General features: G+C 61.8%; 14 protein-coding genes and 2 pseudogenes. 6 read left to right on the top strand and 10 right to left on the bottom strand.

Annotation, left to right across the window (positions count from 1 at the left end; translation table 11 throughout):
* Positions 1 to 79: 79 nt before the first annotated feature.
* The 5 genes from HGO92_RS16140 to HGO92_RS16160 form a co-directional block, all read right to left on the bottom strand.
* Entirely contained in the window at positions 80 to 667 is a 588-nt protein-coding gene (locus tag HGO92_RS16140; RefSeq protein ID WP_169996614.1) for a DUF3093 domain-containing protein, read from the bottom strand.
* A gap of 123 nt (positions 668 to 790) precedes the next feature.
* Entirely contained in the window at positions 791 to 1,102 is a 312-nt protein-coding gene (locus HGO92_RS16145; RefSeq protein ID WP_205834578.1) for a hypothetical protein, read from the bottom strand.
* 64 nt (positions 1,103 to 1,166) lie between these two features.
* Positions 1,167 to 1,463: a DUF3105 domain-containing protein gene (locus HGO92_RS16150; protein ID WP_169996751.1), complete on the bottom strand. Its 297-nt coding sequence runs from the start codon at positions 1,461 to 1,463 to the stop codon at positions 1,167 to 1,169.
* Positions 1,460 to 1,792 (bottom strand): hypothetical protein, encoded by a 333-nt coding sequence (locus HGO92_RS16155; RefSeq protein ID WP_169996616.1) that lies wholly within the window; start codon positions 1,790 to 1,792, stop codon positions 1,460 to 1,462. Before HGO92_RS16155 ends, HGO92_RS16150 begins: the two co-directional genes overlap by 4 nt.
* A 188-nt stretch (positions 1,793 to 1,980) precedes the next feature.
* Positions 1,981 to 2,424: a hypothetical protein gene (locus tag HGO92_RS16160; protein ID WP_169996618.1), complete on the bottom strand. Its 444-nt coding sequence runs from the start codon at positions 2,422 to 2,424 to the stop codon at positions 1,981 to 1,983.
* A gap of 86 nt (positions 2,425 to 2,510) precedes the next feature.
* On the opposite strand from HGO92_RS16160, the pseudogene HGO92_RS16165 reads away from it, so the two are divergent.
* Both HGO92_RS16165 and HGO92_RS16170 read left to right on the top strand, forming a co-directional pair.
* A pseudogene (locus tag HGO92_RS16165) lies at positions 2,511 to 2,894 on the top strand (cation diffusion facilitator family transporter); the annotation flags it as partial.
* Positions 2,895 to 2,902: 8 nt separating this feature from the next.
* Positions 2,903 to 3,367: pseudogene (locus tag HGO92_RS16170) on the top strand (transposase); the annotation flags it as partial.
* 27 nt (positions 3,368 to 3,394) lie between these two features.
* On the opposite strand, the gene HGO92_RS16175 reads toward HGO92_RS16170, so the two are convergent.
* Positions 3,395 to 5,731 carry a transglutaminase TgpA family protein gene (locus tag HGO92_RS16175; RefSeq protein WP_169996620.1) on the bottom strand — a complete coding sequence of 779 codons (2,337 nt, stop codon included), beginning with the start codon at positions 5,729 to 5,731 and terminating at the stop codon, positions 3,395 to 3,397.
* A gap of 470 nt (positions 5,732 to 6,201) precedes the next feature.
* Here HGO92_RS16175 and HGO92_RS16180 point away from each other — a divergent pair, with 470 nt between their 5' ends.
* The 3 genes from HGO92_RS16180 (at position 6,202) to HGO92_RS16190 (ending at position 9,649) form a co-directional block, all read left to right on the top strand.
* Positions 6,202 to 6,873, top strand: a complete 672-nt coding sequence (locus tag HGO92_RS16180) for a coiled-coil domain-containing protein (RefSeq protein WP_169996622.1) — start codon at positions 6,202 to 6,204, stop codon at positions 6,871 to 6,873.
* 738 nt (positions 6,874 to 7,611) lie between these two features.
* A complete protein-coding gene (locus tag HGO92_RS16185) occupies positions 7,612 to 8,565 on the top strand; it encodes a M20/M25/M40 family metallo-hydrolase (protein WP_169996624.1) in 954 nt (317 codons plus the stop codon).
* Positions 8,566 to 9,049: 484 nt separating this feature from the next.
* Positions 9,050 to 9,649, top strand: a complete 600-nt coding sequence (locus HGO92_RS16190; protein WP_169996626.1) for a recombinase family protein — start codon at positions 9,050 to 9,052, stop codon at positions 9,647 to 9,649.
* 86 nt (positions 9,650 to 9,735) lie between these two features.
* On the opposite strand, the gene nrdF is transcribed toward HGO92_RS16190, so the two are convergent.
* From nrdF to nrdH, 4 genes are all read right to left on the bottom strand, one after another.
* Positions 9,736 to 10,710 (bottom strand): class 1b ribonucleoside-diphosphate reductase subunit beta, encoded by a 975-nt coding sequence (gene nrdF, locus HGO92_RS16195; RefSeq protein ID WP_101632650.1) that lies wholly within the window; start codon positions 10,708 to 10,710, stop codon positions 9,736 to 9,738.
* 158 nt (positions 10,711 to 10,868) lie between these two features.
* A complete protein-coding gene (gene nrdE, locus HGO92_RS16200) occupies positions 10,869 to 12,989 on the bottom strand; it encodes a class 1b ribonucleoside-diphosphate reductase subunit alpha (RefSeq protein WP_169996753.1) in 2,121 nt (706 codons plus the stop codon).
* A 17-nt stretch (positions 12,990 to 13,006) separates the two neighbouring features.
* Positions 13,007 to 13,492 carry a class Ib ribonucleoside-diphosphate reductase assembly flavoprotein NrdI gene (gene nrdI / locus HGO92_RS16205; protein WP_169996628.1) on the bottom strand — a complete coding sequence of 162 codons (486 nt, stop codon included), beginning with the start codon at positions 13,490 to 13,492 and terminating at the stop codon, positions 13,007 to 13,009.
* Between the two features lie 28 nt (positions 13,493 to 13,520).
* Positions 13,521 to 13,766: a glutaredoxin-like protein NrdH gene (gene nrdH / locus HGO92_RS16210; RefSeq protein ID WP_074702172.1), complete on the bottom strand. Its 246-nt coding sequence runs from the start codon at positions 13,764 to 13,766 to the stop codon at positions 13,521 to 13,523.
* A 512-nt stretch (positions 13,767 to 14,278) separates the two neighbouring features.
* On the opposite strand from nrdH, the gene HGO92_RS16215 reads away from it, so the two are divergent.
* Positions 14,279 to 15,202 (top strand): LysR family transcriptional regulator, encoded by a 924-nt coding sequence (locus tag HGO92_RS16215; RefSeq protein WP_169996631.1) that lies wholly within the window; start codon positions 14,279 to 14,281, stop codon positions 15,200 to 15,202.
* The last annotated feature ends 58 nt before the right edge of the window (positions 15,203 to 15,260 follow it).

Genomic DNA, 15,260 nt, shown 5'->3' on the forward strand with positions numbered 1-15,260 from the left:
GAGGTGTTTTTATCCAGGATTCAACGTTGGCGCAGGTTCGCCTCCACGCATCGGCCTTCTTTCTCCTGCCGCGGGCGGTTTACGGACGGGAAACGCTGGCCAGATCTTCAGGCCTGTTCTTCCTGATGGGCCGGAGGGAAGAAACCAGTTGCTCGGGCCGCCGTGTGGACACCAGCCAGTACGGGGTGCGGTCGGCTTCGTCCGTGATGCCGATCTTGACGACCGGGTCGATCCAGCCGCGGAAGCACATATAGGCGGTTCCGTTGAGTTTCCGCCCCCGTTGTGCCGTGGCTTCCTCTGCCTCGTAGGCTTCTACGTCCCCAATGAAGCGCCGCTCGATTTCGGCCCGCCCGACCCTCAGGGTCAGATCCGTCACCGTTATGCGGGGTGTGGAAGCTGCCAGCAGGACCGCGAGGAGAACGGCGGTGCTGGCGCTGGCGATGTAGCCCACGGCGAGGTTTATCGGCGCCAGAACCACTATCACCGCTGCTGCCAGGCCTGCGGCGATGATCCATACCGCGGGGGAAGGCCACAACCGTTCGTCATACAGTACGGGGGCAGGGGCTGGTCCGGACGTCTTGTTCCGTTCGCGGGGTACGGGTCCAGCGGCAGTGCCGGCTTTCGTTGGCACAGGATTGCGGGGGGTTCCTGTTGTGTTCTTTGTCATCGGGAGGGGTTCCTTGCCTTGGAGGGATGTTGCAGGCGGCACAGTAGACGGGGGCGTGGGCGTGGCCTGCTGGAGGCGGCGGCTCATGCCGTGGCCTGCCGCCGGCCTGGCGTGCCGGAAGCCTCAGTTCGGGCTGGAGGCCGTGCTTTGCGCGAGAGCTTGCTTATCGTGCGGGCGGGCGGGTTCAGGATCCTGCACCTTTGTGTTGGGCCGGGATACGGGTGGATTGTCCTGTTCGGTGACCATTTCCCGGTAGCGGACGCGGCGGATGCGTTTGGCCATGGAGCGCATCAGCAGCACGATGGCCAGCACCATGAAGAAGGTTGCGAAGAATCCGAGTGCTCCTGGGGTGACCTGGTCGGGGTCGAGGCCGGGGCGCAGCTTGGTTTCCTGGTCCGGGAACGGGTTTGTCACGCCAAGGATGAGATGTTTCAAAGGGGTTTCTCCTCTACGGAAGTGGTATACGGCCTGACCGCAGGCGGGTAGCGGGGCTTCTGATTCAGCCGATGGTGGCGCCGGTGCAGCCAGCGCCGGGTTCGGGCGCCTGGGGGTTTTGGGAGTATTTGATGATGAAGGGCTCGATGAGTTCGTCTTCGGCGCCTTGGACTTCGAGCCGCACGTTCCATGCCGTGGCGGTGACCGGCTCGGACTGGCCTGGTGTGGGGCTGAGCAGGACCGAGGGGTAGTCGGCGGCGATGTCCTCGAGCTGCCGAATTTCCTTCTCCGGGAGATTTGGATGGTAGGTCAGCAGGACGGCGCCGTGTTCGAGCGTGCGCAGGGCAAGGCCTTCTTTCACGGGTGCGGTGTAGGTGGTGCAAGCGGTTTCGGCACGGGCATGGTAGTTCCGGCAGCCTCCTGCTTGTCCCCTGTCGCGGCCGCGGCTTGCGGCGACAGGACGGTGTAGGGCTGGATTCCTTCAATCGGGCGTTGTGCGGCGCCTTCGATTGCTGCCTGGCGCTGGGCCTGTCCTGCCGCGGCCGTGATGATGACGGCTGTGGCTGCGGCGGTTGTCAGGGCACCGGTGCCGTATGCGAACGTTCTTCGCCGGCGGGCAGCACGGTTGCGGGTGCGGGTTTGCGCAAGTTCCAAAGCACGGTCGAGGTCATGATTTTCTGATGGGTACACGTTGGTCCTGGTAAATCATTTGCCGTTACGGCGTGCCGGCAGCAGGGCTGGTGGCATCGTCCGGTGGGGCGGTCATGGCCGGTGCCGCGTTGGGCCAGGATGCGTAAAGCAGTGGTCCCGGGCCCGGTTTCCGGCGTCATGCGGACACGGATTTCGAGCGAATATGGTGGCACCCGCCCGGGCGTGCGTCAGGTCCGGCTAATGGAGAGCCTGTGCAGTGAGGGGGGTTCCGCGGCGAACGGCAGCCCCGGATTATGTCCCGGGGCAGCCAGCGGTGCGGGGCCTGGAACGGGCATCCCGGTGCCGGCCGGCACCAGAATAAGCATGGTGGCGGGGTTCGCGATGAGGCACTGCTCGCCGGCACCGGACTCTGCCGGGCAAACGCCCGGGTGCGCGTCGGCCGGGGGAACAACACGCTGGTCTTCTTCCGCGGTTGCGTGCTGGGAAGGGCCGGACGAGACGATGCCGGCCTGGTTTGCGGGGTGAAGCTCGGCGGCGGAGGCCGCGGCGGGCCCGTTCCACAGGTGCAGTCCCAGAAGCGAAACGACCAGCGCAGTCAGCAGGACGGCAGCACGCCATCCGGATGGAACGGCAAGGAATGCCGATCCGGGGAACGCGCTTGTTTGCCTCATGCTGCCTCCCATCGTTTCAGTGCCCCTAACAGGATAAGCCGGATGCCGCCGCCTGCCTGACACTCCGGCTGCCGGTGGGTTTCCTCAACCTGAACATGAAGGCCGCATTTCTGGAAGTCCTCAACGACGCTCTCGGCTCCGCCGCCGTCATCGTCTCCGCGGTCATCATCGCCGCCACGGGCTGGACCCGCGCGGACGCCATCGTCTCCCTCCTGATCGGGGCCCTGATCATCCCCCGGACCCTGGTCCTGCTCCGGGACACGATCGACGTGCTGATGGAAACCGCGCCCAGGGGCCTCGACCTTGACCAGGTCCGCCGGCGGCTTCTCGCGCTGCCCCACGTCATCGACGTCCATGACCTGCACGCCTCCCGCGTCGATTCCGACACCTCCGTGCTCAGCGCACACGTCACGGTCCGGGACTCCTGCCTGACGGCCGACCACGTCTCCGTCGTGCTCGCCGATCTGCAGACCTTATCTGCATCGTGCACCTGATCCGCAACAGCTTCCGCTACGCCGGCCGGCAGCACCGCGACGGGATCGTCAAGGCGCTCAAACCGGTCTACACCGCGCCGAGTGAGCAGGCCGCGAAGGACAGGTTCGACGAATTCAAAGCCGAGTGGGGCCAACGGTATCCAGCCATCTTGCAGCTCTGGGAATCCTCTTGGGCGGAGTTTGTGCCGTTCCTGGAGTACGACGTGGAGATCCGGCGGGTGATCTGCACGACGAACGCGATCGAGTCGATCAATGCCCGCTACCGGCAGGCGGTGAGGGCGCGCGGGCACTTCCCCAACGAGGCCGCTGCACTGAAAGACCTCTAGCTGGTCACCAGGTCTCTTGACCCTACCGGCGGAGGCCGGGCACGCTGGGTGATGAGGTGGAAGCCTGCGCTCAACGCGTTCGCGATCACCTTCGCCGGTCGGTTCGAAAGAACCCCCCACTAATGAAAACCGCCGGACCCCACACACCGTCTATCGGACAGTCCCGAATGGGTGACGGAGGGAGTAGGGCAGGAGCTGTGCCTTGAGCCGTGTAGCGGGTTTAGCGGCACTACGCAGGGCACTGATGACCGTCTGCACGTCCTCCCAGGTGTGAAGCGTTCCGGCAGCTTGGCGCGGAGATCCGGTTGCTTGAGCAAATTCCTCGATCTCGTAAGCATGCTGCAGCCTCGACAGTGAAACCGCTGCCTGACCCTCAAGTGCGGCCTTGGATCTGAGGCGCTCAGCGAATGTGCGCGGCGTGTCCGATGGCACCGTCGGATAACCGTAGTCTCCTGCTATTTCAGTTGTTTCGGCCCAGGCTATTCTGGCCGGGTTGTGGGTCCCCGAGGTGAGCAACCGGCGGCGGCGGGAGGACCGTGCTTCACGTCTAAGGAGTGGTGTAACGGAAATCAGTGCGAGCAGCAGCAGCAGCGTTCCGGCTATCAGGACCCAGTTTGATCTAAAACGGTCAGGGCCCGCCAAGTCATCCGCCGCGCCGGAACCCGATGTGGAAGGAGGTTGTGCGGCAGACACCGACGAATCCTGGGGTGTGAGGTTATCCTCGGCGAGTACCTCAGGCGGTAGCGGTTGGGCTTGGGCATAGCCAGGAACCACCCCGCGGCCCGGGGTGGGTTCGAACTTCACCCAGCCGACATCCCTGAAGTAGAGCTCGGGCCATGCGTGGGCATCTCTTGAATCGACGGCGAATTCCGTGAGTTCCTCACCGTGGGGGCCCCGAATTGTGTTTCCGGTGGGAGTGCCTGGGGCGTATCCGACCGCGACCCGGCTTGGGATCCCGACCAGTCGCGCCATTACGGCCATGGTGCCGGCGAACTGGACGCAATAGCCGGCCTTGACGTCCAGGAAACGCTCGATCACGCCCATACTGTTGCCGTCATAACCGCCCTCCACCGGCGCTTCCAGGGAATACGTGAAATCCTCACCCCTGAGGTAGTTCTGAATTGCCATGGCCTTGTAGAAAGGGTTGGCCGTTTCAGCCGTCAGCCCACGCGCGGTCGTTTCAATGGCTGCCGGGATGTTATCGGGCAGTGCCATAAATTCTGGGGAAACTTCACCGTCCGGAACGGGTCCTATGTGTGCGAGTAGTTCCCGGGTAAGTTTCGGGGTTGAACTTCGCACCTGATACGTTTGCTGCGCTGTGGATCCGCCGTCAGAGGCCAGTATGGTGAGGTTCTGCGGGTCCCACGACCAACTACCCTCCACATTAGTAATGCTTGTCGGCGCGTACGGCGCCAGCAGCCAGGTGCTGGTGAAGCTCCCTGTGGTAATCGTGGTCACTACGGTGCTGCCGGTTCGATCATTTCCCTCCATTGCCCTGATCCCCGTGCGTCGGGAATCCAGCCGCTGGTCTGGCTCCCACCGTTGCCCGGAGAAATCTTCCAAAGTTGATGATCGTAGATACAGCGGCTCGTCCGCGTTGGTGGCATAAGTGATGCGCCCGAAACCGGCCGGATTGCGCAGGTCATTGCCCAGTGTCACGCTCGGGTTCAACCCGGTCGCCGTACCCCACGGATTCAGGCGGGACCCCTGTGGAAACGTACCCGAATTGAATCCCGGGATCATCAAGGGCAACACAAGGGCGGCGGTGAGTGCCACCGCGCCTATCGATACTGCGCGAGTGAAGAACCCGTCGGAGGTCCTGCCGGTGCTGGCCGTCTTTTCGGGTTTCTCCCGCCATTGCCCAGCGGCGAGGAGAAGCAGGTAACCGGTCGCAGCAGCGACGAACGCGGGCATACCCACCCCGTCGGGTTTGATGATCGCTGGAGGTACGAGGATCACCAGGAGAAGGATGCCGCTGACAGCCGGCATCCTCAGTGTGATGGCTAATGTGTCCACCAGTATCGCCATTAGCCCCGTTGTGGCACTGATGATGAGGAGAATTCCCACACCGGGTAGCACTGGGGCCAGCTGGGAGACCACGGTGTCTTCTGCATCCTTGAGCAAAAATGTCAGCCGTTCCGGGAACTCCGGTCCCGGAATGACGCCCAGGATGCTCTGGTCAGGAAAGTATTGCCAATTCAGGGTGCCGACCAGGGTGAGCAGGCCGGTCACGAAGATCAGCGGGTCAGGGAAGCGCAGTCTTCGCACGACGGCCATGCCGGCGAACACACTTCCGATCGTGAGGGCGACGGAGGGCAACCAGAGCCAGCCCTGGATAACACCGTTGAGGCTCAACGAAGCGAGAATCACGGCTGCCATCGAGACCAGCGAAAGCACGAAGCGCCGTTGATCATGTGGAGCGCGGCGCTGCTGAGCCGGATGCTGCCCGGGCCCGGATGGTGCCGGCAGCGGTGTGGTCGTCATCATCGTCCCTGCCCCCTTAGGGTGATCTGAGTCCGTTCGGGCTGATGTGCCCGGGTCATTCTCTGCCGCAGCCACAGCGGGTCACACATGTTGATGAGTTCCGAACATCTCATGGACCCTGCAAGGGACACGCGGACGGCACCGGCATCGGCATCCGGGTAGTCCGCGAAGGTCCGATTATGGTTATCCATGGCTCTCATAGCAACGCACGGTGAATTGGTTACTGTGACAACTTGCTGCAGTGATCAAAAGTTCCACGCGGCGGGCGTCCGCCGCGACGGTTCTGGACAGAACCGATACCACTGCCGACCTTGACCAGGAGCACGAAGAACTTTGCGGGGTTTCTCTTCTTCGTTGTTCCCTGGCTTCAGGGTTATGTAATGAGCAACGAATGGAGAAACTGTGGATGTTGTTTCCCGGCTGCGGTCAGCGGGCAGGATCTCCGTTGGGGCCAAGATCCTTAGAAACACATCGTGTTCCTTGTTATGGCACTGGTGGTCGGTAGTAGTGGACCGGTTTACGCCGATGAGCTGGACAAGCGCAAGAACGCTCTTGAAAGCCAGATCGCCGAAGTGCAGCAATCGATGGACTTCCTGGATGCTGACATCATCGAAACGGTTGCTCAACTGCAGGGCTACCAGGATGAGCTGCCGGCAGCGCAGCAGTCTCTGGCTGCGGCGCAGGCCCGAGTTGCGGCCGCCGCCGATGAGGTGGCCGTACTGGCTCAGCGCGTGGACCTTGCGCAGGGTACAAAGAACACTCTCACCGAACAGCGTGAGCGAGACCGGGAGGAGATGGCCGCGAACCGTGCGGTGATCGGGCAGATTGCCAGTCAGGCTTATAAAAGCGGTGGTATACCTTCCGGTATTTCGTTATTGCTTGGTGCTGAAAGCCCGGATAGCCTCACCCATTCCATCGACATCGTGAATCAAGCGCTGCGCAGCCAGAACGCCGCCATAGAGCAGCTATCCCAACAAAACGCCATCAACTTCAACTCGGAGGCGCGGCTCATAGCGGTTGAGGAGGAAATCCGTGATCTTAAACCAGGCCGAGGAGGCCCTTGCGAAGTTGGCAACGTCTACATCGAGGATCGCGGCGGAAAGAGGACGTCAGGTTGGAGTACACCCCAAACTGACGTCAAATGATTGGTCGTAATCCCGTCAGAATAGAGCTCCCGCCTCCCATTTCTGACACCCCGCTCTCGCAGTCTTAGATTTCACTCTGACAAGACGCGAACTCCCATTCGCATGCTTCCTCTGGTGGCTTTGGCCTCAGTAGTGATACCAACGTCACTCCAAGGCATATTCTTGGTTATCGGCATTGTCGAAGAAACTGCCGACGCGGCCGGGCCGAGGCCGCTGACGCATTCTGGATGAGGCACGAGACTTCCCGCAGACGTGCGGCGTCTGTCCGTTTCGAGGGTCTCACCGTGAGTTTGCGGGGCGTGCCGGCCGGTGAGCAGGACGTCCTCGCCGAACCGGTCCTTATGTCGTCGCTGCGGCCGGTGATCCGGCCGGCGGGGATGAACGGAGCCTTCCGCGTATCGAGATGTTTCGGGACTGGGGCGGTTACCGGGTTGATAGTGTCTTACGGATGCTGCAGGAAGGCGGGTCTCGGTGGCGGTGAGCCGGTAGGACCGTCGCGCGTCAGACATAATGGCAGGCGGTCCTGGATGTCGTTCCCTGAACGGCGCCGATGGTGCACCGATTTCACGCGTCAGGGCTGGGAAGGGGCCCGCGGCGCGGCGTGACGGTCGCACCGGAGACCGGGCCGACGGTCCGGGGACTTGATCCTCACCCCATAGACCGGCCGCCAGAGTGTCGCTGACCTGCACTGGGAGGGTAGACTGCCACCGTCTCCGTGTTGTACTGGATAGGGACGATATGAAGCTAAGCCGTCGCCTGAGATCAGGTCTCGTTATCTCACCGGGCGAGGTTCCCGCCGCCTACGAACATCTAAAGAAGTTCCAGGCCCTGGCCGAGGAGCACGGCGACCGTGCCACCGGCACCTCCGGGTACGAGGCCGCGGCCCAGTACGTCGAACACCAACTCGCCAGCGCCGGCTACCGCAGCACGCGCCAGCACTTCACCTTCAAACACCGCGGCGAGCAGATCGAGACCTTCAACATCCTCGCCGAGACCGCATCCGGCAGCGACGAGAACGTGATCATGCTCGGGGCCCACCTCGACGGGGTGCCCGGCTGTCCGGCGATCAATGACAACGGCTCCGGGGTGGCGGCCGTGCTAGAGGCCGCCAAAGCGCTCGGCCGGCAGGAGGGCCTCAGCAACACGGTGCGCTTCGCCTGGTGGGGGGCCGAGGAGTACAAGAAGGAGTACGGGTCCCGGCACTACGTCAAGCACCTGGCCAAGAGCGACAGTGAGGCACTCGGCAGGATCGCCGCCTACCTGAACTTCGACATGATCGCCTCGCCCAACCCCATCATCGGGGTCTACGACGCACGGGACCCCAAGCCCCATCACGACGTGCCCGAAGGTTCGACGGAGATCATGGACGTCTTCACTGACTACTTCGACACCCACGACCAGCCTTGGGTCGCCACCGATTGGGACGAGGACTCGGATCAGTTGTCGTTCGTGAAGAAGGGTGTCGCCGTGGGCGGGCTGTACACCGGAGACGACGAGAAGAAAACCACCAAGCAGGCCCGCCTCTTCGGCGGCACCGCCAAGCGGCCCTGCGATCCGAACTACCACCGGCCAAGCGATGACCTCAGCAACGTCGATCTGGAGGCGCTGAGCCTGATGACCGACGCGATCACCCACGCCGCCACCCGCCTGGCCCACGACCACAGCGCCCTCAAGCCAGCGGGGCACCGGTAGAACCCCTCCCCAAAGATCGAGGTGAGCCAGACTGCCGCGGCCACAGGGATGGCGACCTCATAGCCGAGACGATCGCGCTCACGGCGCAGATCGCGCCGAAGTCCCGGACCCATGTCCCAGGCACCGATCTAGGGAAACACCAACCGCTGCTGAAGCTTCCGTTCGCGTGCACCCTCCAGCTCGGCCGCGACCCCGGAGTGGGCTCCCTTAGACGTTTCCGCTCTGAAAAGAAGGCCGGACTCCGGACGAGCCCTTCAGGACGGATGCGCTCGATGGATGTCACGGCTACATGATGGCACGGACCGCCGACACGAGACACGACGCACCTCGACCTCACGTCTCTGATGGACGCCCGCAAGCCGGTCCCTCGATCGGACAAACCCACCTTGACTAGCAGTGTCGAGGTGGCTGACTGGACACCATCCCATATAGATAGACCAGTGAACTGGCCGGTGACGGGGAGTTATGTGACACACTCATTGGCATGGCTGAATTACTTGTTGGTTACGCCAGATGCTCGACCGAGGAGCAGGACCTCACCGCGCAGCGCGACGCGTTGGCTCGCCTCGGCGTCGCCACGGAACGGATCTATGTCGATCACGGACTCACCGGAACCAATAGAAATCGGCCAGGGCTGCGCGAGGCAATGGCGGCCTGCCGTGCTGGCGACACGTTGATTGTGACCAAGCTGGACCGTTTGGCCCGGTCCGTTCGAGACGCCCATGACATCGCAGACGATCTGGCAAGTCGGGAAATCAAACTGAACATCGGGGGCTCAGTCCACGATCCGACCGACCCTATGGGCAAGCTTCTATTCAACGTCCTGGCAATGATCGCGGAGTTCGAAACCGACCTCATTCGTTCTCGAACCCGCGAGGGCATGAAAATCGCCAAGGCCAAAGGCCGCCTGCGCGGCAAACAACCGAAACTGTCGCCCAAGCAGGAAGCTCATCTTTACAAGCTGCACATCGCTGGCGAACACACCATGTATGAACTGGCTGAGCTGTTCTCCGTTGGCCGATCCACCGTCTACCGCGCCATCGAAAGAGCAAAGCTAAAGTCCACCAAGGAGGACGGTGCTTGAGCTGTGCAGGCGCCATCTGATGATGGAGGCACCGCAGCTCTGCCGCGGTGCCTCCATTGTGAACGGGTCCTGAAGTAAAACAGGCCTTAGAAGTCCCAGTCCTCGTCTTCAGTGTTGACGGCCTTGCCGATCACGTAGGACGAGCCGGAGCCGGAGAAGAAGTCATGGTTCTCGTCCGCGTTCGGGGACAGTGCCGACAGGATGGCCGGGTTCACGTCCGTCAGGGACGACGGGAACATGGCCTCGTAGCCCAGGTTCATCAGCGCCTTGTTGGCGTTGTAGTGGAGGAACTTCTTCACGTCCTCCGCCAGGCCCACGCCGTCGTAAAGATCGTGGGTGTACTGCACTTCGTTTTCGTACAGCTCGTAGAGCAGGTCGAAGGTGTAGTCCTTCAGTTCCTGCCGCTTCGCCTCGTCCACCTTCTCCAGTCCCTTTTGGAACTTGTAGCCGATGTAGTAGCCGTGCACGGCCTCGTCGCGGATGATCAGGCGGATCAGGTCGGCGGTGTTGGTCAGCTTGGCCCGGGACGACCAGTACATCGGCAGGTAGAAGCCGGAGTAGAACAAGAAGGACTCAAGCAAGGTGCTGGCAACCTTGCGCTTGAGCGGGTCATCGCCGGTGTAGTAGTCCACGATGATCTGCGCCTTCTTCTGCAGATTCTCGTTCTCGTTGGACCAGCGGAAGGCCTCGTCGATCTCCTTGGTGGAGCACAGCGTGGAGAAGATCGAGGAGTAGCTCTTGGCGTGCACCGACTCCATGAACGCGATGTTGGTGTACACCGCCTCCTCATGCTGGGTGATGGCATCCGGAATCAGGCTGACGGCGCCGACGGTGCCCTGCACCGTGTCCAGCAGCGTCAGGCCGGTGAAGACCCGCATGGTCATTTCCTGCTCGGCCGGGGTCAGCGTGGCCCAGGACTGCACATCGTTAGACAGCGGCACCTTCTCCGGCAACCAGAAGTTGTTGACCAGACGGTTCCAGACCTCCACGTCCTTCTCGTCCTGGATGCGGTTCCAGTTGATGGCCTCAACGTGGTGGAGCAGCTTGACCTTCTCCGTCATTTCTAACCCTCGGATTCCTTTGGTGTTTACTTCAAGTCTAGTTCGCGCGGTGTGGCGGTTAAGCGCCGAAGCCGCGCCCTTTTGGGAAGGGCGCCGCTCGGTGGGCGTACGACGGCGGGCGCGCACCCGCCGTCGTACTTTTCAGTTGCTTTGGGCTACTACAGCATGCAGCTGACGCAGCCCTCCACCTCCGTGCCTTCCAGCGCGAGCTGGCGCAGGCGGATGTAGTAGATGGTCTTGATGCCCTTGCGCCACGCGTAGATCTGGGACTTGTTGATGTCGCGGGTGGTGGCGGTGTCCTTGAAGAACAGCGTCAGGGACAGGCCCTGGTCCACGTGCTGCGTTGCAACGGCGTAGGTGTCGATGATCTTCTCGTAGCCGATTTCGTACGCGTCCTGGTAGTAGTCCAGGTTGTCATTGGTCAGGTAAGGAGCCGGGTAGTACACGCGGCCGATCTTGCCTTCCTTGCGGATCTCGATCTTCGACGCCACCGGGTGGATCGAGGACGTGGAGTTGTTGATGTAGGAGATCGAGCCTGTCGGCGGGACAGCCTGCAGGTTCTGGTTGTAGATCCCATGCTCCATGACCGAGGCCTTCAGCTCCCGCCAGTCCTCTTGGGTGGGAATGTGGATGCCGTCGAACAGCGCCTTGACCTTCTCGGTCTGGGGCTCCCAGACCTGGTCCGTGTACTTGTCGAAGAACTCGCCGCTGGCGTACTTGGACTTCTCGAATCCGCCGAAGGTCCGGCCGGTCTCCATAGCAATCCGGTTGGACGAACGGATTGCGTGGTAGACCACGGAGTAGAAGTAGATGTTGGTGAAGTCCAGGCCTTCTTCGGAACCGTAGTGGACCCGTTCCCGGGCCAGGTAGCCGTGCAGGTTCATCTGGCCCAGGCCAATGGCGTGCGACTGGTCATTGCCCTTGGCGATCGACGGTACGGAGCCGATGTTGGACATGTCCGACACCGCGGTCAACGTGCGGATGGCGGTCTCGATCGTCCGGCCGAAGTCCGGCGAGTCCATGGTCTTGGCAATGTTCAGCGAGCCCAGGTTGCAGGAGATGTCCTTGCCGGTCTCGTCGTAAGACAGGTCGTCATGGTACGTGGTCGGCTGCGAAACCTGCAGGATCTCCGAGCACAGGTTGGACATGATGATTTTGCCGTCGATCGGGTTGGCCCGGTTCACCGTGTCCTCGAACATGATGTACGGGTAGCCGGACTCGAACTGGATCTCCGCCAGGGTCTGGAAGAAGTCGCGCGCCTTGATCTTGGTCTTCTTGATTCGGCTGTCATCCACCATCTCGTAGTACTTCTCGGTCACCGAGATGTCCGAGAAGGGCATGCCGTAGACCTTCTCCACGTCATACGGGGAGAAGAGGTACATGTCCTCGCCCTTTTTGGCGAGTTCGAAGGTGATATCCGGAATTACGACGCCGAGCGAGAGGGTCTTGATCCGGACCTTCTCGTCCGCGTTTTCGCGCTTGGTATCCAGGAACCGGTAGATGTCCGGGTGGTGCGCGTGCAGGTAGACGGCACCGGCGCCCTGGCGCGCACCGAGCTGGTTGGCGTAGGAGAAGCTGTCTTCGAGCAGCTTCATCACGGGGATGACGCCGGAGGACTGGTTCTCGATCTGCTTGATCGGCGCGCCGACCTCGCGGATGTTGGTCAGGGCAAAGGCGACGCCGCCGCCGCGCTTGGACAGCTGCAGGGCGGAGTTGATGGAGCGGCCGATGGACTCCATGTTGTCTTCGATGCGCAGCAGGAAGCAGGAGACCAGCTCACCGCGCTGCTTCTTGCCGGCGTTGAGGAAGGTCGGCGTGGCCGGCTGGAAACGTCCCTCGATGATTTCGTCCATCATCTGGGTGGCGAGCTGCTCGTCGCCGCGGGCGAGGTGGAGGGCCACCATGCAGACGCGGTCTTCGTAGCGCTCCAGGAAACGCTTGCCGTCGAACGTCTTCAGTGTGTAGGAAGTGTAGAACTTGAAGGCACCCAGGAAGGTTTCAAACCGGAACTTCTTCTTGTATGCGCGGTCCCACAGGCCTCGCATGAAGTTCATGGTGTACTGGTCAAGCGTTTCACGCTCGTAGTAGTCATTCTTGACCAGGTAGTCCAGCTTCTCCTCAAGGTCGTGGAAGAAGACGGTGTTGTTGTTGACATGCTGGAGGAAGTACTGGTGTGCCGCCTCCCGGTCCGCCTCGAACTGGATCTTGCCGTCGGGACCGTACAGATTCAACATGGCGTTGAGCTCGTGGTAACCCAGGCCCTTGTACGCCTCGGGCAGCTCCGGCTTCGAATCCGCTACTGCTGGGTCTTCAACTGTCGTTTCCAAAAGTCTTCCAATCCTTGTTTCACACGCTCGACGTCGTCCGACGTGCCCATGAGCTCAAATCTGTAAAGGTGCGGTACTTCGCATTTGGCCGCGATCTTGTCCGCGGCCAGGCAGTAAGTAGTACCGAAGTTCGTGTTTCCGGCGCCGATAACGCCCCTGAGCTGCGATCTGTTTCCCTCGTTGCCGAGGAACTTGAGCACTTGCTTGGGAATCGAATTCCGGCCTGATTCCCCACCGTAAGTGGGAACAATCAGAACGTAAGGTTTCCGGGCATAAATCGTTTCTTCCTGGGTACGCAGCGGGATTCTTGCCGCTTCCACACCCAGCTTCGTGACAAATCGGTGCGTATTGTCCGACGCCGAAGAGAAGTAGATCAGTGACGCACTGGTCGATGAACCGGGGCCTGCTCCGGAGCCGTGCGTCATGGCTCCTTTTGCCATCAGCGTAGCTGCCATGGAGATTGCCTCCCGACTTTGTTGGAAATCAGGCCACCGAAGTAGCCGCAGACTGGGCGAGCTCGGCGATCTTGTCCGGGCGGAACCCGGACCAGTGATCCTGCTCGGTGACGACTACAGGAGCCTGCATGTAGCCGAGCGAACGGACGCGCTCCAGTGCAGCCGGGTCCTGGGAGAGATCAACGCTCTGGTAGGCGATGCCCTTCTTGTCCAGAGCTCGGTAAGTTGCGTTGCACTGCACGCATGCTGGCTTCGTGTAAACCGTTACAGTCATGGTCCCTCTCCCCTAAAACTTGGTGACTATTAGTCGCTGTCTGTCGGGATTCAAGTTGGTAGTTCAGGTGTTCCTGAGTCTGTCCCTGCCAGCGGTTTCAATCTACTACATCCACTACATCTAGTGCACGCCTCTGGGGCGAACCCCTAGATGATGTATTACAAGTATGTCATTTGTGCGTCCGTCAGTCCACAGGCATTGGGGATAATTCCTGCTCCCGGCCCTTGATTTCGCGCAGTTTTCACTCCCCCGTCCACAAGCTGTGGACAACGATCCCCACAGACACAAATACTTCGTGTCGCTGATTCTCCGGGCGTGTCGAATAGCGTTGGCCGTCACCCTGGCCAGTGGCCGGTTACACAGATCTACCCGGGGTGGAAGCTGCTCCCGCTGTGATTTGTTGCCTCTGCCGACACCGGCACTGCAGGTTCAGTTGCCCTGCTCCCGTGTCCTGCCCCTGCCGGTGCATAAGATGCCATTAACACAACATTCGCCGAGCGTGAGGAATTCCGATGGTCAACCCGGTCCATTTGCGCACACTGCTGGAGGTGACCCGGCGCGGCTCGTTCGCTGCCGCCGCCGTGCAGCTCGGCTACACGGCCTCCGCCGTCTCGCAGCAGATGTCCGCTTTGGAGCGCGAGGCCGGGGTGACCCTTTTTGAGCGTTCAGCACGCAGTGTCCGCCCTACCGAGACCGCATTCGTCATGGCCCGCCATGCTGCGAAGGTCCTGACCGACATCGACGCCCTGCTGGCGGCAACCTCGCGTACCCATGACACCACCGCCCAGGAAGTCCGGCTGGGGATCTTTCCAAGTCTGGCTACGTATGCGTTGCCGAGACTGCTCCGCCTGCCGCAGTGGCCCAATCTGGGCATCAATCTGAAAGTTTTCGTGGCGGAACCGGCCCAGACCATCCAGGGCCTGCGCACCGGCGGCGAACTGGATCTGGCGCTGGTGTACCAGGTAGGCCAGGGCGGACTGGCCTGGCCGCATTCGGTCAACAGGCAATGGCTGGGCGACGATAATTTCCGCGTGGTCCTGCCGGAATCGTGGGGGCTGCAGGCCGGCTCCCAGGTCTCCGCGTCGCAGCTGGCGGAAATGCCCTGGATCATGCATCACCCCGGCACCTCCGATGCCACGGTAATCGAACGGCTCTTCGCCAGCTGCAACCTCCACCCGCGGGTGGTCGCCTATTGCGACGACTTCAACGCCAGCCTCGAAATGGCATCCGCCGGATTCGGGGCGGCTCTGGTGCCCGAGCTGGCCATGCAGCACATGGACAGCGGCGTGGTGGTCCTGGATGTGCCGGAAATCCGCCTGGCCCGGAACATTTTTGCCCTGCTCATCAATGAAAAGCAGAATGCCCAGGTCGGCCTGTTCATGGAACAGCTCTCCGATATCCTCCGCGGCCTGAGCATCAGCCCGCGGCGCCGCTGACCAGACGCTGGGGCCGCCATGGAAAAACGCGATGTCCCGGCAGGCAGCAGCCGGCCGG

The sequence above is a fragment of the Crystallibacter degradans genome (assembly GCF_012952295.1).
Classification (GTDB): domain Bacteria; phylum Actinomycetota; class Actinomycetes; order Actinomycetales; family Micrococcaceae; genus Crystallibacter; species Crystallibacter degradans.